The organism is Pseudoalteromonas citrea, assembly GCF_000238375.3.
In the GTDB taxonomy this organism is placed as follows: domain Bacteria; phylum Pseudomonadota; class Gammaproteobacteria; order Enterobacterales; family Alteromonadaceae; genus Pseudoalteromonas; species Pseudoalteromonas citrea.
The window spans coordinates 459,151-479,821 of record NZ_AHBZ03000027.1 but is presented as its reverse complement, the minus strand read 5'-3'; the positions used below and the strand labels follow the sequence as shown (position 1 = coordinate 479,821).

The window sequence follows — 20,671 nt, the reverse complement described above, 5'->3', positions numbered from 1 at the left end:
AATTTGATGCCAGCTTAACCTAAAAAAGGGCCATACCAGCCCTTTTTTGTTATTAAACTTATTTGATTACTCCACCAATACGTGTTGCAAAATACCATCGCAGAAATAGCTTTCTAATACAGCAGCAGCCACCGCTTTTTGATTATGACCAGTTGCAGTTTCCACTAGCGTGATCGATACCACTTCAACACAGTTTAGCGTCAGCCCAGCTAAAGCCAATTGGCTCAATGCACTTTGCATTGGAGATAAACTGGGATTATATGCGGCATTTTCCGCGTAACGGCCGTAAAAACTACCATGAAATACCGTTTTAATTTCAACGGCAGCAGGATTATTTGAGTACGGAGCATAAGCAAGCATAAACTGTCGTGCCAATTGCTGACTAACTTGCTCAGGGAGTGCTATCTCATCGTGACTCTTCGCCGCCAATAAACAAAATTCATTTCCTAAATCTTTTGGACCGAACGAATGAGGTAACAACGTCTTAAGGTCAGTCTCTAGCGTCGGCAGTACAACCTTTAAACTATCAGCATCTGCAATCTCATTCATAAACTGCCTACAATGACCGCACGGTGGCGCCGTAATTGCTATCACAGAGATAGTTTGCGCACCATTGAGCCATGCATTATTAATGGCGGCTTGTTCTGCGTGCACAGTAAGGCTGAGTGCTTGATGTGAAAATTCTAGGTTTGCACCGCAATAAGCGTTTCCAGTGGTTTTATCATACGCAATTGCACCCACATTAAACTGCGAGACGGGCGCCTGAGAGAAAGAAGTAGCAACAGGTAACAATGCCTGAAGTAATGTATCTATATCGCACTGTAACGTGCTGAGTAACGGTGTAAGTACCGAATGAGGAATAAGCCCTTTGGACTGTTTCGCTTGCTCTGTTAAGTTTTTTATTTGAAGCGGAGTTAATACTGCCATTATTTATTCATAGTTAACCAATGGCAGCATAGTTTAAGCAGTAATTAGTTATTACACAACCATTGCTTTGCAGATTTAAAACATTCGAAGTTTTCTGCATCAACATTAAATCGCTTGGCTTTTTGTAAGAACAAATCGTGCATGTAGCCTTCAAACCCCACAACGCGCGCAATACTTATATCCCTCAAGTAGTGAGCTACTTTAGGCATGATATTTACGATATCAATCGCTGCAAAGCGGTGCTCTAGGTCGCTTACATCAACTAAGATTTTAGAGCTGTTATGAGTTTTGGCGTATCCATTCGCTATTTGATAAACATCAACCACATCCTGTGCGCTCGCTGTACCTCTCAGCGTCATCATTACCAATGACGTTGTTTCATCATAGGTAATACTTGTAGAAAGTGTGGACATCAGACCTCAATATACAATAGTTCACATATCTGCTTTAAATAAGCACTATGCTTTAAAAATAGACTACTGGTTTAACCAGAAGGGAATTCTTCTGGAAATGAGAAGCAATGTCAATAAATTTAATATTTAAAAACTAAGCAAAATACAAAAACCAACCCTTTAGGTTGGTTTTTGTGCGATTTGGGAACTAAATGTTAACCTTATTACAACCCAACACCCATTATTCACCTACTAACCCGTATTTCTCATACCCGCCGCAATCCCTGTCATTGTGATCATTAATGCATTATCAATTTCTTCAGTATGATTGGTACGGGAACGGTTTAATAATTCGACTTGTAATACATTCAGTGGATCAGTGTATGGATTCCGTAAAGCTATCGATTCCTTTATCCAAGGCTGTGCTGATAAAAGCGTTGATTTAGGTGCCAAACGCTCCACCAGCTTTTTAACTTCAGCCAGCTCACTGCGCAATTGCTGACCTAACCCACGATACGGCTGAGTCACTAAGCCTTGCTCATAGTGCTCACTAAGCCAGCTATCCGCCTTACAAAATACCATTTCTAACATTTCTAACCGAGTTCTAAAAAATGGCCACTGCTCACTCATTTTAAGTAGCTCATCTTCACCAAACTGCTCTAACGCGCCACACAGGCCTTGCAATGCCCCCAACCACGCTGGCAACATCAACCTATTCTGTGTCCAAGCAAATATCCAAGGGATTGCACGCAGGCTCTCTACACCACCATGTGGGTTTCGCTTTGCTGGCCTTGAGCCTAGTGGTAATTTTGCCAGCTCCACCTCAGGTGTCGCCATTCTGAAATAAGGCACAAATTGAGGGTTTTCACGAACAACCGACCGATAGTGTTGGCATGAATGATTGGAAATCGTCTCCATTACGGCACGCCAATGAGGCTCAGGCTCTGGAGGCGGCAGTAAATTACTTTCAATAATCGCAGAGCTATACAATGCAAAACTTTGTAAAGCCACTTGTGGCAATCCAAATTTAAATCGGATCATTTCCCCCTGCTCTGTAACGCGTAAGCCATTTTTAAGCGAGCCTGGGGGTTGTGAACGAAGTGCCTGAGCAGCTGGTGCGCCACCGCGACCAATCGTACCACCTCGGCCATGGAATAAGATCAGTTCAATTTCTTGGGATTCACATAAACCGATTAGCTTTTCCATTGCACTGTACTGTGCCCAACCTGCTGCCATCATTCCAGCATCTTTTGCCGAATCAGAGTATCCTATCATGACGTACTGAGTACGATTTATTTGTTGCCGATACCAAGAATGACTAAATAATTCAGTCATTACTTGCGAACCATTATTTAAGTCATCCAGAGTTTCAAACAACGGCGCGACTGGTAACTTAAACCCACAACCCGCTTCTTTTAATAACAGCTCTACCGCCAACACATCGGATGCTGAACGCGCCATCGAGATAATATAAATCCCCAATGATTGCGGGTCTTGTTCCGCTATAACGCCAAAAGTGTCTAGCACTTCTTTTACATTGGCCGTTGGTTGCCAATGCTTTGGAATAAGTGGTCTACGAGAGTTTAATTCCGCGAGCAAAAATGCCTGTTTATCCTGCTCACTCCAATCACCATACACGCCAAGACCTAAGTACCCGGTTAATTCACTTAGTACTTCGGTATGACGCTCCGAATCTTGCCTAATATCTAATTTGCACAAGTTCACACCAAAACAGTCCAATCGCCTTAATACATCCAGCAGTAGTCCATCGGCAACCACTTTCATGTCGCAAGCCACTAACGAGCGATATATTTTCTCTAACGGTGTTTTAAGCTGTGTCACTTCACGGAGACTGTCTAGGTATTTACTCGGCTGCTGCTTTATTTTATTTTCAAGGGCGTTAATAGTATGACTTATCTGTGTTTTTAACCCTTTCAGTACATATCGATATGGCTCTGCATCGTTGTTAGCAACTTTGCTTAGCTCATCATTTGCTTGATGCATAGATAGCTCTGCACTGAGCTTATCTAAATCTCTACGATATAAATCTAATGCCATCCAGCGACCGTGATCTAACACGGTCTGTGTCACACTAGCTGTAACGAAAGGGTTCCCATCACGATCACCTCCCATCCAAGATGTGAAGTTGATTGGCGAAAATGAATCGGGTAATTCCAGTGCCAATAAACCCTTCGTGTGAGTATGAAATTGGCGAATAAAGTCAGGCACTGCTTGCCACAAACTATTTTCAATAACAGCAAATCCCCACTTGGCTTCATCAAGAGGGGTAGGCCTTTTTTGACGAATATCATTAGTATGCCAGGCTTGGCAGATCAATTGTTCGATTCTGTTTTTTATGTATTCTTGCTGCTGAATATCTAAACCTTCCAGCTCCAAAGCTGCAAGGCAATCGCTTAACTCAACATGTTTATTAATTATGGTCCGACGAGTAACCTCTGTAGGATGAGCTGTTAAGACTAAGTCCATCTTTAACTTCCCAATGACCTCTGCGGCTTCATTAAGATTTAGAGTATTTTTTTCTATTTTCTTCGCTAATGTAGTTAATGTATTAGTTAATGGTTGAATCACCCCATCAGGCGCGCCAGTTTTTGAAATCGTATGAAATTGGTCAGCAACATTCGCTAAGTTTAAGAAGTGGTTAAATGAACGCGCTACAGGCAGTAACTCTTCATCCTTTAAACCGTGAAGCGTAGCAATAAGCTCAGCCCTGTCTTGCTCATTCCCCCCCCGAGAAGATTTGGCTAATTGCCTTATCTGTTCTACTTTATCCAACATAGCAGGGCCTTGGGCCTGCTTTATCGTTTTTCCAAGTAACTCTCCCAACATGCTTACGTTGGCGCGAAGTGTTTGATATTGTTCAGTCATCATACGTCCTTTGTCTACATTTTGCCCTATTCACTATACAGAGATTAATACTGAATAACAGCGATCTAATACTCGTCTTACTCCGTATTGATACACACGAAAATGACAAAAGGTAGGCAATGAAAATTTTTTATGACGGTCAATGTCCATTATGTGCGAAGGAAATGACAAGCCTGAAAAGCCATGACACCGACCACAAAATTAGCTTTATTGATGTTCACTCAAACTCGTTTGAACAAGACTATCCCAGCATCAATAAACAGCACGCGTTACAAATATTGCATGGGCTAGATAACAATAACAACTTACTTCTCGGTCTAGACGTCACTTACTGTGCTTGGCAAACTGTAAACAAACATAAGTGGTTAATTTTATTTAGAAAGCAGCCCATAAAGTGGTTTGCCGATAAGGCTTATTTATTCTTTGCTAAACACCGAATGAAAATTTCTGGGCTATTAATGCCTAACCAATGTGATAAATCAGGGTGTAAGTTAAAATGACAACACAAAACCATTTTGTCATCGGTGCGTCTGCGGCGATTGCACAAAGTTTTATCGACAGACTGCACCAGCAAGACCCGAGTGCGCATGTCTATTCCATTAGTCAACAAGACATAAAAGTTCATCACCACAATCAAACGCACAGAGTAAGCGAACATAATGAAGGCAGTATTGCTCATACGGTGGACATGCTGAAAGTTCCTTTACAGAATGCCGCCACTATCACCATTTTTAACGGGCAATTACATAACCAAGAATTTACCCCTGAAAAGCGCTTGGAAGATATCTCTGAGGCGTATTTTGACTGGATTTTTAAAGCAAATACCTTAACGCCTATTCTTTGGCTCAAAGCGTTAGCACCGCACTTGAGTAAGATCCGCCACCCATGTGTTGTCACCTGTCTTAGCGCTCGTGTTGCAAGTATCAATGAAAATGAGCTTGGCGGCTGGTATTGTTACCGCGCGTCAAAAGCCGCGCTCAACATGATGTTTAAAACGGCCTCGATTGAATACAAGCGCAGAGCTAAAACAACAAAACTCGTATTATTTCATCCAGGTACCACAGACAGCCCCCTATCAAAGCCTTTTCAAAAAAATGTCCCTCAGGGAAAACTATTTACTCCTGATTTTGTGGCTGAAAGACTATACGATTTAATACAAACACGAGTGATTGATGGCCAGTTAGACTATATTGATTGGCAGGGTCAAACAATAAGTTGGTAAACGATAGATACCAAACACTTTAGAATAACCATATAGAGAGACTTTCATGTATTTTTCGAAAGATGACATTGTTCAGCTAGAGCAACGATATCGAACGCAACTTATTAACTCACTTTCAGGCTTTAAAAGTGCTAACCTCATTGGCACCACCGATAAATCAGGCAATGAAAACCTTGCCATTGTCAGTTCTGTATTTCATTTAGGGGCACATCCACCTTTAATGGGTATGATAATGCGCCCTCACTCAGTGCCTCGCCATACATTAGAAAACATTCTAGAGACCAAGGTCTACACTATAAATCACGTTAGCGAAGATATTTTTATTAGTGCACATCAAACATCAGCAAGATACGATAAATTACACTCAGAGTTTGACGCGGTTAAGCTCAGTCCACAATACCTCAAAGATTTTAAAGCGCCTTTCGTGTTACAAAGTAACGTTAAAATCGGACTGGCATTACGGTCATCTCAAACCCTCGAAATCAACAACACAGAATTAGTCATTGGTGAAGTGGTTGAATTACATGTAGAGGATACCGCCATCAGTCAAGATGGCTTCATTGATATTGAGAGCTTGGGCACTGTAGCGCTATCTGGCCTCGACAGTTATCATCAAACGCAAAAATTGGGTAGGTTAAAATATGCCAAAACATCCGAAACCCCTCAATTTTTAGATCCACTCAATCCAAAACCATTTGATTAAACTAATGCACCAACAGTGTTGACGGCCTTAATAACCGTCCGTCAACATAGCCAAAGAGGCTGAACAGTCATTTTCGTGAAGCTAATTAGCGTGTTAAACATTCAAACTACTCGCCACATCACCATGTTGAATGTATTACCCGCGAGTATGTATTGTATTTCCATATCAGTCATTTACACTGTAGGCACGAGTAGCTTTGGAGCATCACTATGTGGCATCAAAAAATTAAACCCATTATATTAGCCTCTCTACTAGGGTTTGCAGGAAGTTCATCAGCAGGACTTGAAGAAGGCATTGAAGCCGCTAACTCAGGTCAATTTGAGGTAGCACTTAAGGAGTTTCGTTACCTCACAGATATGAATTACGCACCAGGTATTTATCAGCTAGCAAAAATGTACCAGGGTGGATTTGGTGTAACGAAAGACTTAAAAAAAGCCGCCTCACTATTTCGAGACGCCATCAAGCTGGGTAGCGCCGATGCGATGTTCGCACTCGCCGTTATGTACGACGATGGCAAAGGTGTAAAGCAAGATAAAAATAAAGCCATTGACTTATTCGAGCGCGCAGCAAATAAAAACCTTGCCGCTGCACAATTTAACTTAGGCGTCATATACGCAAATGGTGATGGGGTAATACAAAGCTATCATACTGCGATGGACTGGTACGAAAAAGCTGCAGCGAATAACTATTCGCTTGCGCAGTTCAACCTTGCTTTGATGTATTACCAAGGGCTTGGCACTGACAAAAATATTGAAAAATCGTATATCTGGAACCTAATCGCTGAATACAATGGCAATAGTGATGCGAGTAAAAGTCGAGATTTAGACGAACAACAAATGTCACCATCACAAGTTGAGTTAGCTACCGACATAGCGAATGATATTTATAATCGTATCCAACAAGGGACGTATGCCCCTGAGATCCGACCTAAAAAACGCACTTATACATTTTAACTCAATAAGACTATAAGAACAGTAACGCGTTTTTATAGTCTCTACTAAGCGCAATTATCTCATGCAAAACGAAGTGAGTTCACTTCAAAAACAGTGCTTTGAGTGGGTCTAATAGTAACTTCGACTGTTTAAGCAAAAGTGACGTTCTCACCCTCGCAACTTTATCGCTCGCTAAAATACTTTTACCATGACTAAACGTGAGAAAACCTTCTTTGCCATGATATTGACCCATACCAGAGTGGCCAACCCCACCAAATGGGCTGTCTTCAATTGTTACTTGTAAAATTGTTTCATTTATCGCTAATGTCCCGGTACGCAACGACTGACCTACTTTATTTTGCAACGTTTTGCTTTGTGTAAATACATAACTTGCCAAAGGCCTCTGTGACAACTCAATGTACTGAATTGCAGCATCTACACTTTCCATTTCTATAATTGGCAATATCGGGCCAAATATTTCATTTTGCAGTGCCGTCATTTCCTGTGTTGGGTTAATAATTAAATGTAGCCCCATTTTAAACGGCGCTTTTTTATCTAAGAACGTACCATTCTCTTGCTGTACCTCGGGCCAAATCACCCCGCCTTTATCCCGTGCATCATTCAATATTTCATACAAACGTGCATACTGCTTTTCATTAATAATACTGGATAGCTTTTTATCATCTTTGCCGTTAGGGTAATGTGATATGTAAATCTCTTTCAAAGCTTCAATCAATGCTGTTTTATTCTTTTTCGTCACCAATACATAGTCAGGTGCCACACAAATCTGACCTGCATTGGTCAATTTACCTAATAAGATGCTTTTAGCGCAATGCTCAATATTTGCATCATCAGCAACAATCACCGGTGACTTGCCACCGAGTTCTAATGTTACAGGGACTAAATTATTCGCGGCTGATTGCATAACCTTTCGACCAATATCAGTAGCCCCTGTAAAAAATAAATGATCAAACGTCAGGCTTGAAAATTCAGCGGCTATCGTATGGTCCCCTTCCACAACAACACAATGTTCTTTTATATCAGCCAAAAGCATTTTGATTTCTTGATTTACGTGCGGCGTAAACTCACTGAGCTTTAACATCACGCGATTACCCGCACTCAGTGCAGTAAATACTGGTAATAAAGCCAATTGAATAGGAAAATTCCACGGGGCAATGATCCCTACAACACCTTTAGGCACCTGTTGCACCCACGCTTTAGAGGGCCACATCGCGATACCAGAATGACGTTTATCTGGACGTATCCAGTTAGCTAGATGTTTGATCTGATATTTAAGTCCATTAATGGTCGGTAAAATATCACCGATTTGTGAATCAAAATCGGTTCGGCCATTAAAGTCTTTATCGGCAGCAACCACAAATGCTTGTTGTGATTCAACCAAGCGATTCAATAAGTGATTCAATAATTCAAGTCGATCTTCTAAGGAGGGAAAAGGTTGCCCTAAATAAGACGACTTTAATGTTAATAACTGCTGATTAAGATATGAGATATTTTCTGCTTGCACTTGGAGTCAACCGCACTAATAAGGTATATCTCAACTATATCGAAGCCTGAATCGATACGCAAAGCTTAACGTTTGAATAACATCAGTGTCGAACACTGGTACTCTAAAGCTCAGTCGCGTATCGATATTTTGTCACCTAAGTTTAAAAACCAAATAAGTATGACCCCACAGTCATAGTGATCAGTGTGATCAACACGATAGCTAATAGATTCATAGCAAAGCCCGCTTTAATCATTTCCCTGATTTTAATTTCTCCAGAGCCGAATACAATGGCGTTTGGCGGCGTCGCCACAGGCATCATAAACGCGCAACTCGCTGCAATTGCTGCGGGTAAAACCCAGATTAAAGGCGTACCTGTTACTTGCTCAGCAACTGGCCCTAGCAAGGGTAAAAAGCCCGCAGCCGTCGCTGTATTGCTGGTCATTTCAGTCAAAAAGCAAATCAACGCAGCAACAACTAGAACCCCAACGACAATGGGCATCACCGACGCGCCTGCCAATGAGTTCGCAATATATACGGCCAAACCTGATGACTTTATCTGTGCGGCTAGGGTCAAGCCACCACCAAATAGCAATAAAATTCCCCAAGGTAATTGATTCGCAGACTGCCAATCTAATACTCGTTCATCGCTATGCTTTTTGGCTGGCAATATAAATAATAATAAAGCCGCTATCATGGCAATGCCGGTGTCGGTAAGATTCAATCCCGTTATTTGTGCTAAGTAAGGCCTTAAAATCCAACTAGTCGCCGCGAATATAAATACGAATAGAACGTTCTTTTCAGCCAACGTCATGCTACCAAGCTCCGACAGCTGACTTTTAAATAAGGCAGTTAAATTGGTGCTTTCACCTGCATTACCAGAGAGCTTAAACGCAAAGCGCGTTAACCAAACCCAGCACAACACTATCATTAGTAAGCTAAATGGAACGGCAAAAGCCATCCACTGTGCAAAGCCTATTTTTATCTGATAACTTTCCCATAAATATGCCACCATGAGCGCATTAGGTGCAGTGCCAATAATAGTGCCAATTCCGCCTAAACTCGCACTATATGCAATAGCCAATAATAATGCTTTACCATAATTATCATCGCTATTATTGGTGTCTTTTAAAACGTGGATCACAGACAACGCGATAGGCAACATCATTAAAGTCGTTGCAGTGTTATTGATCCACATCGATAGAAAACCGCTTACCAGCATCATAGCTAAAATTTGCAACCTTGGGCTATTACCACTTTTGAGCATGGTATGCAGTGCTATTCGCTTATGTAGATGCCACCTTTCCATCGCGATAGAAATTAAAAAGCCACCCAAGAATAAAAAGATTAACGGATGTGCATATAAACTGGCCGCAGACTTTATATCGTTAATACCAGCCAACGGCACGGCAATAAGGGGTACTAAAGAAGTAGCTGGGATAGGCACAACCTCACTCACCCACCAGATTGCTAACCATAACGCCAATCCAGCGGTACGCCATGCATTCTCTTCCATACCCGTTGGTGCATTCGTCATACATGTTAAAAGGAATAAGCCCGGTCCAAGTAACATTAATAGTAAGTTTAATTTATTTTTATTCTTCGTGTTCACGGTCATCATATCTTAAATAAATTTCTAGAATCGTATCAACTAATTGAGGACAGAGTATGAAGTAGCTAAGTGAATAGCTCAAGTGAGGAATATGATTAGATACCCCATCAGTCACAGAATCACTGATGGGTTATCTTAAGTTTTTATCTTAAGTTTTTATCTTAAGTTTTTATCTTAAGTTTTTATCTTAAGTTTTTATCTTAAGCTTTTAGTTAGCCGATATCTTTAATGCCAACCCGCTGGCATTAGTGTAACCTTTTAGGCCAATAAACCACTGGCCCGCCGTCGGTGCATCAAAAGTACAGGTTTCTTGATTACCATTTTTATAAGGCCTGCAATCGTGAACGGTATCTGATACATCAGTGCTATGCTTCACGTAAAGATCCGCATCTCCAGTCCCACCAGATAACGACACCGTTAAATTCTGATATCCGGCCACTAACGTTTCATTAAAGCGTAACCAGCCACCTCGGGTAACGGACAATCCATTTTCAGTTCGGTCAATGGGTGTGGGGCCTCCTGTTTGTATTTGATAGCGCCCAGTTAAACTCACACCACTTATCGCATTCCAAGCTTCAACCATAACATGATAAGTGCCTACTTGAAGCGGTGTGATAGAGCATGATTCAACACTATTTGAGTTTGTGCTTTTACAGTCATAAGCTTGCAATGTGGGTTTTGCACCAAACTTAACATACAGATCTGCATCGCCAGTCCCCCCTGCCGTGGTAAATTGTAGGTCGCTGCTATTTTCAGGTACTTCTAGCGAGTAAAACAGTTGTTGTTTAGCCACACCATTGATGCCCGTTTTAGCCACTCCGTTTTCTAACACATTATCAACGGGAGGCGGATCAATTGTGCCTGCTGATTTACCTAACTCAGCTAAATAAGTGACGGCAAGTTTAGCAAATTTACTTGCATGGTCAGCATCAAATTCGGTGTCATTAATAGTATGGATCTTACGGTTTATATCTGCCATTCTTGATTCAAATGGCATCGATGCGGCATACCCCTGCTGATACCACGATGCATGATCTGAACACCCATAGCCACATTGGTCAAAACCATACGATACAGTAGGTAAATAAGCATCTATAAGTTGGCCTAAAAACTGATTCTGAGCATTATTTGTATAATCTGTCATCATCACAATATCGTCCGTACTTCCATGGCGCCCCGTCATATCAAACTGAACCATACCGACTACATTTTTACCCTGTGATTTATAAGTCTCAGCAATCGCTTTTGACCCCCGAAGCCCAACTTCTTCAGCGGCAAAGCCCATAATTTTAATCGTACGTTTAGGCTTAAAGTCACTCGCTACAACGGCTCTAAGTGCCTCAGTCAACACAGCGATACCCGATGCATTATCATCCGCACCCGGGGCTCGGCCACCGCTCGCGTTCGCGCTATTAATTGAGTCAAGGTGCCCACCAATCACCACTATTTCATCAGCTTTTTCATTACCGGGGATCGTCACAATCACCGATGACTGAGCCCAGCTATGGGTAAAATATTCTACGCTGATATCAGTACGAGACTGCACAATTTGCTGCCAATGGTTTTTCAACCATTCAGAGGCATCTACGCCGGTTTGTTGAGTGTAATAGCGATTGTGAAACGCAGACATCGTATTGACGGTACTATTTAAGTTACTGACCGTAATTTGACTCAATAAGCTGTTAGCCATATCAGGGTTATCAATACTGTAATTAACCGCAAATGGCTGAATTTCTTCATTATCTACGGCGGCTAATTGTGCTAAATAGGCGTTAGCTTCCATCAATGAGTCGTGTGCGACAAAGCCACCACACCGATGGTAATTATCATGCATAAACTCACTCAATGCATTCGCCTGATCTGCAGCGATATTCAGCATATGAGCATGTTGATGACGACTCGGTTTCGAATGTACTTGCTCACCTCGGAGTGTGTTTTTTAACTGATAATGTTGTGCGGCATCAGCGCCAACCGTTACCCAAATTCGCTCATCTAACATTTCTGATGCAGCTAAACCAAATGGTATCGTGCCAAACAAAAGCGCCAACTTTACATGATGTTTCATAATAGAATTCCATTGTTTTTGAAACAAAAAAGGGAGCGTTATGGCTCCCTGACTTGTTGATGTTGATTAGTTTGCTTTAATGTTTAACGTAACACCACTTGCCGCATTATAACCACGAAGGTCGATATGCCAAGTGCCCGCTTGAGGGTTAGAGATGGTACATGTCTCAGCGTTACCATTTTTATATGGGCGACAGTCATAAGAAGACGTCGTAGACTCGGAGCCGAAGTTTACATAAAGGTCGGCATCACCCGTCCCACCAGAAATACTAATATCTAAAGATGAATAACCTGCAGCTAAGTCTTGCGTGAAGCGCGTCCAACCGTTACGAGACACACTCACACTGCTTTCAGTTCGGTCAATCGGTTGTGTAGAGCCACCCCCTGTAGAATAACTGCCCGTTAAAGAAACATCAGAAATTGCATTCCATGCTTCGACCATGACATAGTAGGCACCCGCTTGCGCACTTGTGATTGCACAGCTTTCTGTGCTGTTTGAATTGGTACTCTTACAATCAGATACTGTTAATGATGGACGAGACCCAAACTTCACATATAAGTCTGCGTCGCCCGAATTACCAGTTGTTTCAAACTTAAGATTAGATGCCCCCGCAGGTACGTTTAGCACGAAAAATTGTTGCGCCTTAGCTGCTCCACTTATACCCGTGCGTGCAACACCATTGCTGATCTCTTCATCTTCAACTGGCGGCTGTGTAGTGCCACATGTGCTGCCAGCGCTTAGGTTTGATATAACACCTACCGCCGCAAGTGCTGCTTTTACATCATCGGGGTTATAATTTAAGTCACATGCAGCATCCATCACACCGTTGCCAGCTAAGTCCCAATTGGTACTCGCCGTCCAGTATTGTTGATTGGCTTTAGCCATGACTTTAAATGCCTTTTGCGTGTCCCATCCTGCAGTCGTCGCTAAATTGTAGAATGCCTTGTTAAAGACCCCCGAACTGTGATGCACATCCATACCAGAGGTGTAACTAGATTGCTGATCAATAGAGCGGCCATCTTGAGTGGGGTTATTCATATAACGAAGCGCCCCATTTCCCTTGAATATTTCTTGGCCTACCAGCCAATCATTTGAGCCTTTCATATAGAATTCAGCCGCTTCACCAGCCATATCAGAGAAAGCTTCATTTAAGCCCCCCGATTTACCACTGTAGATCAGGCCTGAGTTTTGCTCGGTAAAGCCATGACTTACTTCGTGTGCCGATACATCTAAACTAACCAATGGATAGAATGTATTTTGCCCATCTCCAAATGTCATTGCACTGCCATCCCAAAATGCATTTTCATAGTTATTACTATAGTGAACACGCATTTTTAACTGGAAGCTCAGTGGCGCAGTGCCTATCCAGTCGTTATACATATTAAAAACAACATTACCAAAATAATGGGCATCATTTAATGGTGAGAACGCCCCATTAATTTCTTTCACTGTGTTTTCAGGACATGTAAAACTATGAGCAGAGCTGCCGTTTGTGCCATGGTTCAAGTTTATCGTTTTAACATTGGCATTGGTCATAGAGCAGGTGTTACCTGACTGTGCTACATCGAGATGGCCAAAGTCTGTACCGTATACATATTTACCCGTTTTAGCATTACCACCGGGGCCAGTTGCATTTGCATGCTGCAAGTTATCAAAGCTATGGATCATTTCACCAGTATGCGCATCAATAATATGGTAAGGGCGAGAAGGCGTTTTGCCATAAGTAACATAGGTCACCTCATAGGCTAGTCGAGCCATTGAGTGCTCATCCAGATAAATCACTAAACGGGACGATTTGTTATGCTGAGTTAACTGCTCTGATGTTCCTAATTGTATTTTATGTTGCTGCAGAGACTTTTTCTGCGCCACCGCTTGAGATAATGTTGGCTTCACTGTTTTAATGTCACTCGCTACATCATAAACTGCCGCACCATGTGCACGTAAAACCTGTCCATGTTTATCAAATGTTAGGATCGCATGATCGCCAACCACAGGAATACCCTGATAAACCTGCTGATAACGACGCGTCATTTCACCATTTTTCCCTGCGAACTCTTTCACAAGGAGTAAGTCATTTCCTGCCCCAAGCCCCACAACTTGTGTTGCTGTTGCCGATAATAACGTAGCAGCATTAGAAACCAGTATTTTATTCATTGTACCTTGGTTGTTTAAATACTGCTTATTTGCTGCATTAGCTGCTCCCGCGTAGCTTAATGCTAACGCAGTGACTGTCGCTAAAGTGATCTGTGATATTTTCACGTTTACGCTCCAAAATGTTGTTTAGTTTTATCAGCCATCTACTCTGGCTTTTTATAAGTTGAAATTAGCAACAGTTATCCTTGTTGCTTTACCCAGCGTAGCCAGCATAAAAAATAAATAAACCTAAAATTAACATTTAAAACATAATTCATTTACCTTGAAATAAAACTATATACATCAAAAAAGTAGACAATTCCTTGTTAGCACTTAAAGCTCAAACGTAAACCAGCTGTAAAAAAAACAATACAATAGACACTAAAAATTTAGCTCAGAAAAAATACAAAATGCCTTTTTGATATGTTATAACAACTCAAAATAATGAAAAATATAGTATTTCTCTTTAATAAGCATGACTTTCACTAAACTGGTCAATCAAGTCGATTTAATGCTATAAGTGAAAATACAGATAAAACGCAACGAGGCGGCTCTCAAATGGATAATAAAAAATATCAGCTATATCAAATAAGTGTTGTGTTTAGCATGATCTTTGCGCTGGTTGGCTTTTCTTACAACATTTGGCGACTGGAAGCCTCTGAGACAAATAACAATATTCGTGTCGCTTGCTTCGAAACACTTAAAGAGCTATCAGCGTTAGAGCAAATCACCTATGCAGCTTATTACGACCAAGACAAACTTGAAGGTAACCCAAGAAAAGGCTGGGTACGCGTAGGATTAATCAGAGATTTTAGTGCACTTACCACTTCGAGTATTGAAGGCAATACCAAAGAGCTAGAGCAGGTATGGAGTAACAACTGGCAGCTACTCTTTGATGATCAAGAAGCTGTTAATAAAATTGGGGGGAGCATCGATAAGGTGCGAATAGAAATTAAGGCAGTACTGACCACGCTTAACTAAAGGCATACCGCCCATGTGGAGCAACACCCACATAGATACTCAATCAAGTATACGCACCGCATCGCTTAACTTAGATTGCATCATAGAATAAAGCGACTTGGGTCTCGCTTTATCGTTTAACACTGCACGGGTTGACCACTCCAAAGAGCTACTAATCTTAAAGTCATTGATTAACGAGAGCACGTTTTCATGTGTATAACGCTCGTCTCAACGTGTTTATCATGATTAACGGCGCTCAAAATGTATGGTTATATTGCACTCGTATATTACGCCCCTGAGCGGGCACTGTGCCATTTGGCATTCTCGGGTCAAACACGCCATAATTCTTATCAAATAAATTTTGCGCTTTAAAATTAACAGACTGACTGGCTGACATTTGCCACGTAACACTGGCACCAATGATAAAGTAAGCAGATTGCTCAAAATGAGGAGCCACGCTAAGATCTAAAGATTCGACAAAGACCGTATCCCGCCAAATAGCATTTAAGCTATATTGAAGTTCTGATATTTGATGCGTTAACGCCATTGCTCCAAAACGCTTAAAGCTTGCATTGAATGGTTCATCAAACAATTGTGTATAACCCAATTCAAACCAAGTACTAGCAGATAAATTAAAGTTTCCATTTAACTCCATGCCTTGGACACTCGTTTCGAATACATTATCAAAGGTAAAGCGGCCTTGTTGAGCATCAATAGGGACTAGATTGATGAAATCTTCTAGCTCATTATCAAATACAACAACATCGGCTTGCCATGAGTCATATTGTGTGTGCCATACAAGCTCGGTGGTTTTAACATACTCGGACTTCAGGTTTGGATTGCCAATTGTAACGTCATCATTAGAGTTAAGTTCATTGCTAACAGGGGTTCTAAACGATTCCCCATATTGTAGCTTTAATGTATGCCCTTCAAACACATCATAAATCACGGCTAATCTCGGGGACAACTTATTATCTATGTGCTTTACTTCGTCAAAACGCGCACCAATAAATAGGGTGACTTTATCACTTGTTTGATATTTTGCCTGCCCATAAATGGCATATGAATCAAAAGACTGAAGTAAGTCGCTAAAAGCTGCATAATCAACAACGGTAATAACCCCCCCCTGATCAAATGCCTCGCCGACGTAAATATCACCGCGTGAGAAATCAAAATAACTTGTCCTAACTCCAGCTCTTGATTGCTCCTCTTCAGAGTACTCAGCACCAAAGTTAAATACTAAACTTGGGTCAACAGTATAAGAAGCATCAAACTTGAGCGTCGCATCTTTAGTGCCCCAAGACGGCCCAACATAAAAATCTCGATCTAAATCGAGTTGTTCTGCACTTGCTATCAAACCGTTACTGTCTATTTGGTGCTCAACGTACTGTAACTCAGTGGTTACTTTCCACACATCATCACTAAGGAGCTGGTAAGAAAAGTTAAAGGCTAAATTGTCACTTCTATGATTATTTCCTTGCGACCACCCAGCTAAATTTACAAACTCACCAAGCTCTGTTTGATTATGGTGTACGGCAAAATGCCCCTTATCCCACTTAATGCCCACTTCAATAAAATGGGTATCCAAAGGGTCTCGTACATCAAATTCAGAATAATATTCACCTTGGCGCTGCTCCCATGCGACGTTTGCATAGATGTCATAGCGCTCATTCAGTGGCTGAAACATATTCAAGCTAGCTTGAATGTGCCCGTGCTCACCCACAGCAATAGATACTTGATTATGTTCTTTCTTTGTAACGACATTCATCACACCTAAAAATGCATTGCTGCCATATAGTGCGGAACCCGGACCACGAATAAACTCAACACGCTCAATAATTTCAACTGGGATAAATGGCATATAAACAGATGCTTTACCAAACGATGACTCGTTAAGCCTCAAGCCGTTGATCATAACCAACACATTACCACTGTCGAGGTAAACCCCTCTGGCATGCTCTTTAGGAACAGCTCCAACCCAATCTCCTCGCGTGGATTGAAAACCTGGGACAAAGTTCATAAGATCGTAAGCATTACTGACACCTAGGAGTGAAATATGTTGCTCATTAAATACAGTAATACTGGAAGGAACGCTGGCGCGTGTTTCTGCGGTTTTTGTTGCTAAAGAAATGTTAACATCGAGCAACTCTTCAAAAGATAATTCAAACAGCCCCTCTTCGCTATTAGCTTGAGCTACCGACAAAGATGAAACTGAATACCCCAAAAAAAACAACGCTACTCTATTAATCATCACATTCTCTATGTTACTTGAACACTGCGTGCGATATTCTGCGTCACTGCACAGCAGCCAATTCAACTTTAATAATACAAGCGATGGCTAACTGTGCAAGCTTTTAACTGGAGTTTATTGATATTTAAGCGGTTGCTGTAGACTGTTTAGCCTTAAAGTACTTATATAAGCCAATTAATGACGCGGCTATCCAAAAAATTTCAATGACAAAGCTGGCAAGGTTGAAGTTGTAACACAAACTAATGAGTAGCAGTATTGCGCCGGATAAATTCATTACATTGTATGTTAAGCTCTCAGGGCTCGCTTTTCCTAGTTGCAACATAAAAAATGCCCCGACCACTAACCCAGTGCCACTCATACCTATTACATCAAACAATATGTCGATCATGTTTTTTCCATCTGTGCAGTCGATAATATGTCGTATCGACTAAAAAAGTCACCCAAACTGACTGGCCCACTCCATGGGAAGGGTTGTTTTCAATCGTTGAAACAGCACAAAACCGCGCAATCGTAACATTGAGGCCACTGAAAGAAAGGTCAAATGTCCGCTCTATTTAAATGTTACTTTGCCACCAATCATTTTAAGCGCAGGCGTGCCCCTAATTAACGTTTGTCGTGAAAACAACGTATCACATTCAGGGCAATGAGTTTGGTTCTGTGTGAAGTCTTTACTGATCCGTTCAATAAAACACTTTACCAAGGCACCTTTGCCGCCTTTACGATATTTAAACAAGGCAGCTCGACACTTAGCACATGAAATATCAACGGTACGCGTTGGACCTACTTTGTTTGGCTTTGCCATTTAATTACCCTGTCAAACTTAGAACAACAGCGTTAAGTATAAACTGAACAACATGGTAACCACCATTGACTAAAAATAACTTTAATGGCCTTTGTTCAAAAATATAGCTAATACCGAACGCAGCGCTTACAAAACCGACACCTGTTAGCAACCCAAACAATATGGCCTCCAGTAAAGTGGGATCTTGACCTAACAATACCGCCATCGAAATTGCTATAAGCAAAGACAATAGCAATACCAAACCATAAATCATTTTTGGATCGCTATCTTTTAAATCTAAATCGGTTAATCCACACCCTTCCATCCAAACACGCCCAAACAACCAAGGCGAGTACCATATGCCCCCCAACATAAACGAAGAAAGCGCGGCCAACAACACAGCCCAATAATTTAGCTCTAATATTTGCATGGCCAAAATCTCTCACGGTTCATTATTCCAATTTAGTTAATAAATAGACCGTATGCAACCATACAAGTATTCAGGTATTAGGCAATTATCTTTGTGCGGGCTTTTTCTGTAATTTACGTTGCAATGTGCGCCGATGCATATTTAGCTGCCTAGCAGTTTGCGATATATTACCATCGTTATTTTTTAACACTTGTTGAATATGCTCCCACTCTAACCTCTCAGGTGACATAACCGTTTCAGGAAGCTGAGTGTTCGACTTCGTTCCCATCAAGGCTTGCAAAATAACCTGAGTATCCGCAGGTTTAGTTAAATAATTATCAGCCCCCAGTTTTACAGCTTCAACCGCCGTCGCAATACTAGCAAATCCAGTCAATAACACTAAAGTGCTATCGGGGCACAATGCTTTAAGCGGTTCGATAAAGTGTAAACCTGATCGGGTGTTGAGCTTCATATCTAACAAAATGTATTGCGGTAAAAATGACGAGCACACAGCTAATATATCGCGTTCATCGTTTACCACTTTACAATCAAACCCATATTTCCCCATGCGTCGCGATAATGTGTTTGAAAAAGCAATATCATCTTCAATAACAAGTAATTTTTTCATAATTTATATTTTTGTAGGGAGAAACAAATGTGTTTGTGCACCTAAATTAGGATGGTTTTCAATAGTTAAACTCCCATTTAGTCTCTCAAACGTGGCATGGGATAACAACAGCGCAATCCCCATACCATTATCGCTTTGTACTATTTCATGGCCTAATTCACTTAACTGCATTGGGTCAATCCCTTTTCCATGATCAATAATTGTCAGTGACCAGCCCCCCTGATCTGCTTTACTTAATAGGTGTATGGTATTTGCATTGTTCTGTTGATTTGCACGTGCCGCATTATTCAAAATATTTAATAAAGCAGGGAGTAACATCGGGTCTGCGTTCACTCGCAATTTATCTGATTTATCTATTATCTCAATATTTTGATTTGGGTATTGCAAAGCCATGAGAGTTGATAGCTCCTGTAGCACATCAGGTACCAATTTCATTTGCTCTATATAACCTGTTTTTAAACTTTCAGTTTGTGCTCTAAACCCTTCAAGTTGCTGTTTACATTGTTCAAGTGCTATTTCTATATCCTGTATCGCTGGGTGCTCAGGGCAATCTTCAGCCATTTCTTCAAATAATAAGTTTAAATTAGCAATCGGTGTGGCTAACTGGTGTGTAGCTTGAGCCGCCGCGCTGCCCAGCGCCATTATTTGCTCACTCTTTAATTGCTGCTCTCTCGCTTGTGCGAGTTTATGTTCTTTACGCTGAATCTGATTTACTAACGCCATTACAACTGCAACTATCACAATGACACTAAAAACAAAGTTAACCAACATGCCGGTCAAATGCTGATGCATATCCATATGATGGACATGATGGCTCGGCAACGTAAAAAATAAATAGCCATAGCTAGCTAGTGCACACAGCGCAACGATTACGACGTAGTTCTTAGGCACTGTAACGGCAGCGATGACGATGGGTAGCAATAAGAATGAGACAAAGGCGTTGCTTGCGCCACCTAAAAAAGACAATAAAACAGTCAAAAAGAATAAATCGGCCAACAACTGCAATAACATGCCTGATGGAGCGGCTTCACTGGTATTGCGGTAGGCGTAAATACTTAGTAGTTGAAATAGCGATTCAATGCTGATGACAATAACAATAGGGTACAAATTAATATCTTTTTCAAATAAATAAACGCCACTGCACACCATCACTAATTGTAAGACTATGGCGATGGTGCGAAGCAGTAACAAGCGCCCAATTGATGAGGTGGGAGAAAATACCAACATAAAAACTCGAAATAGCCCAACATAATTATTGCTGCACAC

Annotated in this window: 18 protein-coding genes; 5 read left to right on the top strand and 13 right to left on the bottom strand. The window is 41.3% G+C overall.

Annotation, left to right across the window (positions count from 1 at the left end):
* Positions 1-66: 66 nt before the first annotated feature.
* The 3 genes from cdd to ppc form a co-directional block, all read right to left on the bottom strand.
* Entirely contained in the window at positions 67-927 is an 861-nt protein-coding gene (gene cdd / locus PCIT_RS20175; RefSeq protein ID WP_010361803.1) for a cytidine deaminase, read from the bottom strand.
* Between the two features lie 44 nt (positions 928-971).
* Positions 972-1,340, bottom strand: a complete 369-nt coding sequence (locus PCIT_RS20170; protein WP_010361802.1) for a hypothetical protein — start codon at positions 1,338-1,340, stop codon at positions 972-974.
* Positions 1,341-1,571: 231 nt separating this feature from the next.
* Positions 1,572-4,205 (bottom strand): phosphoenolpyruvate carboxylase, encoded by a 2,634-nt coding sequence (ppc, locus tag PCIT_RS20165; RefSeq protein ID WP_010361801.1) that lies wholly within the window; start codon positions 4,203-4,205, stop codon positions 1,572-1,574.
* A 119-nt stretch (positions 4,206-4,324) separates the two neighbouring features.
* On the opposite strand from ppc, the gene PCIT_RS20160 reads away from it, so the two are divergent.
* The 4 genes from PCIT_RS20160 (at position 4,325) to PCIT_RS20145 (ending at position 7,083) form a co-directional block, all read left to right on the top strand.
* Positions 4,325-4,705, top strand: a complete 381-nt coding sequence (locus tag PCIT_RS20160) for a thiol-disulfide oxidoreductase DCC family protein (RefSeq protein WP_010361800.1) — start codon at positions 4,325-4,327, stop codon at positions 4,703-4,705.
* Positions 4,702-5,427, top strand: a complete 726-nt coding sequence (locus tag PCIT_RS20155; RefSeq protein ID WP_010361799.1) for an SDR family NAD(P)-dependent oxidoreductase — start codon at positions 4,702-4,704, stop codon at positions 5,425-5,427. The genes PCIT_RS20160 and PCIT_RS20155 overlap by 4 nt, the downstream gene beginning before the upstream one ends.
* A gap of 46 nt (positions 5,428-5,473) precedes the next feature.
* Positions 5,474-6,130, top strand: a complete 657-nt coding sequence (locus PCIT_RS20150) for a flavin reductase family protein (protein WP_010361798.1) — start codon at positions 5,474-5,476, stop codon at positions 6,128-6,130.
* A 209-nt stretch (positions 6,131-6,339) separates the two neighbouring features.
* A complete protein-coding gene (locus PCIT_RS20145) occupies positions 6,340-7,083 on the top strand; it encodes a tetratricopeptide repeat protein (RefSeq protein WP_010361797.1) in 744 nt (247 codons plus the stop codon).
* Positions 7,084-7,162: 79 nt separating this feature from the next.
* Here the strand turns inward: PCIT_RS20145 and PCIT_RS20140 are convergent, their stop codons facing one another.
* The 4 genes from PCIT_RS20140 to PCIT_RS20125 form a co-directional block, all read right to left on the bottom strand.
* On the bottom strand, positions 7,163-8,587 hold the full coding sequence (locus tag PCIT_RS20140; RefSeq protein WP_010361796.1) for an aldehyde dehydrogenase family protein: 1,425 nt from the start codon (positions 8,585-8,587) through the stop codon (positions 7,163-7,165).
* Positions 8,588-8,729: 142 nt separating this feature from the next.
* Positions 8,730-10,184 carry an SLC13 family permease gene (locus PCIT_RS20135; protein ID WP_010361795.1) on the bottom strand — a complete coding sequence of 485 codons (1,455 nt, stop codon included), beginning with the start codon at positions 10,182-10,184 and terminating at the stop codon, positions 8,730-8,732.
* Positions 10,185-10,386: 202 nt separating this feature from the next.
* The gene (locus PCIT_RS20130; RefSeq protein WP_010361794.1) at positions 10,387-12,243 is read right to left on the bottom strand and encodes a M28 family metallopeptidase; all 1,857 of its coding nucleotides are present in this window, start codon (positions 12,241-12,243) and stop codon (positions 10,387-10,389) included.
* Between the two features lie 66 nt (positions 12,244-12,309).
* Positions 12,310-14,502 (bottom strand): M4 family metallopeptidase, encoded by a 2,193-nt coding sequence (locus PCIT_RS20125; RefSeq protein WP_010361792.1) that lies wholly within the window; start codon positions 14,500-14,502, stop codon positions 12,310-12,312.
* 432 nt (positions 14,503-14,934) lie between these two features.
* On the opposite strand from PCIT_RS20125, the gene PCIT_RS20120 reads away from it, so the two are divergent.
* A complete protein-coding gene (locus tag PCIT_RS20120; protein ID WP_010361791.1) occupies positions 14,935-15,357 on the top strand; it encodes a hypothetical protein in 423 nt (140 codons plus the stop codon).
* Positions 15,358-15,592: 235 nt separating this feature from the next.
* On the opposite strand, the gene PCIT_RS20115 is transcribed toward PCIT_RS20120, so the two are convergent.
* The 6 genes from PCIT_RS20115 to PCIT_RS20090 all read right to left on the bottom strand — a co-directional run bounded on the left by PCIT_RS20115 (position 15,593) and on the right by PCIT_RS20090 (position 20,632).
* On the bottom strand, positions 15,593-17,587 hold the full coding sequence (locus tag PCIT_RS20115) for a TonB-dependent receptor plug domain-containing protein (RefSeq protein WP_010361790.1): 1,995 nt from the start codon (positions 17,585-17,587) through the stop codon (positions 15,593-15,595).
* 124 nt (positions 17,588-17,711) lie between these two features.
* A complete protein-coding gene (locus PCIT_RS20110; protein ID WP_010361789.1) occupies positions 17,712-17,975 on the bottom strand; it encodes a CBU_0592 family membrane protein in 264 nt (87 codons plus the stop codon).
* Positions 17,976-18,137: 162 nt separating this feature from the next.
* Entirely contained in the window at positions 18,138-18,389 is a 252-nt protein-coding gene (locus tag PCIT_RS20105; RefSeq protein ID WP_010361788.1) for a hypothetical protein, read from the bottom strand.
* Positions 18,390-18,393: 4 nt separating this feature from the next.
* Complete coding sequence (locus tag PCIT_RS20100; protein ID WP_010361787.1) at positions 18,394-18,798, bottom strand: DUF1761 domain-containing protein; 405 nt, start codon at positions 18,796-18,798, stop codon at positions 18,394-18,396.
* An 85-nt stretch (positions 18,799-18,883) separates the two neighbouring features.
* Positions 18,884-19,405 (bottom strand): response regulator transcription factor, encoded by a 522-nt coding sequence (locus PCIT_RS20095; protein ID WP_010361786.1) that lies wholly within the window; start codon positions 19,403-19,405, stop codon positions 18,884-18,886.
* Positions 19,406-19,408: 3 nt separating this feature from the next.
* Positions 19,409-20,632: a sensor histidine kinase gene (locus tag PCIT_RS20090; RefSeq protein ID WP_010361785.1), complete on the bottom strand. Its 1,224-nt coding sequence runs from the start codon at positions 20,630-20,632 to the stop codon at positions 19,409-19,411.
* Between the last annotated feature and the right edge of the window lie 39 nt (positions 20,633-20,671).

Bases quoted from the DNA above. Each gene is read 5' to 3' on its own strand.
- PCIT_RS20170 (WP_010361802.1), bottom strand. From the start codon at position 1,340: ATGTCCACACTTTCTACAAGTATTACCTATGATGAAACAACGTCATTG.
- PCIT_RS20160 (WP_010361800.1), top strand. From the start codon at position 4,325: ATGAAAATTTTTTATGACGGTCAATGTCCATTATGTGCGAAGGAAATG.
- PCIT_RS20100 (WP_010361787.1), bottom strand. From the start codon at position 18,798: ATGCAAATATTAGAGCTAAATTATTGGGCTGTGTTGTTGGCCGCGCTT.
- PCIT_RS20155 (WP_010361799.1), top strand. From the start codon at position 4,702: ATGACAACACAAAACCATTTTGTCATCGGTGCGTCTGCGGCGATTGCA.
- PCIT_RS20110 (WP_010361789.1), bottom strand. From the start codon at position 17,975: ATGATCGACATATTGTTTGATGTAATAGGTATGAGTGGCACTGGGTTA.
- ppc (WP_010361801.1), bottom strand. From the start codon at position 4,205: ATGACTGAACAATATCAAACACTTCGCGCCAACGTAAGCATGTTGGGA.
- PCIT_RS20150 (WP_010361798.1), top strand. From the start codon at position 5,474: ATGTATTTTTCGAAAGATGACATTGTTCAGCTAGAGCAACGATATCGA.
- PCIT_RS20105 (WP_010361788.1), bottom strand. From the start codon at position 18,389: ATGGCAAAGCCAAACAAAGTAGGTCCAACGCGTACCGTTGATATTTCA.
- PCIT_RS20135 (WP_010361795.1), bottom strand. From the start codon at position 10,184: ATGACCGTGAACACGAAGAATAAAAATAAATTAAACTTACTATTAATG.
- PCIT_RS20115 (WP_010361790.1), bottom strand. From the start codon at position 17,587: ATGATTAATAGAGTAGCGTTGTTTTTTTTGGGGTATTCAGTTTCATCT.
- PCIT_RS20090 (WP_010361785.1), bottom strand. From the start codon at position 20,632: ATGTTGGTATTTTCTCCCACCTCATCAATTGGGCGCTTGTTACTGCTT.
- PCIT_RS20120 (WP_010361791.1), top strand. From the start codon at position 14,935: ATGGATAATAAAAAATATCAGCTATATCAAATAAGTGTTGTGTTTAGC.
- cdd (WP_010361803.1), bottom strand. From the start codon at position 927: ATGGCAGTATTAACTCCGCTTCAAATAAAAAACTTAACAGAGCAAGCG.
- PCIT_RS20145 (WP_010361797.1), top strand. From the start codon at position 6,340: ATGTGGCATCAAAAAATTAAACCCATTATATTAGCCTCTCTACTAGGG.
- PCIT_RS20130 (WP_010361794.1), bottom strand. From the start codon at position 12,243: ATGAAACATCATGTAAAGTTGGCGCTTTTGTTTGGCACGATACCATTT.
- PCIT_RS20095 (WP_010361786.1), bottom strand. From the start codon at position 19,405: ATGAAAAAATTACTTGTTATTGAAGATGATATTGCTTTTTCAAACACA.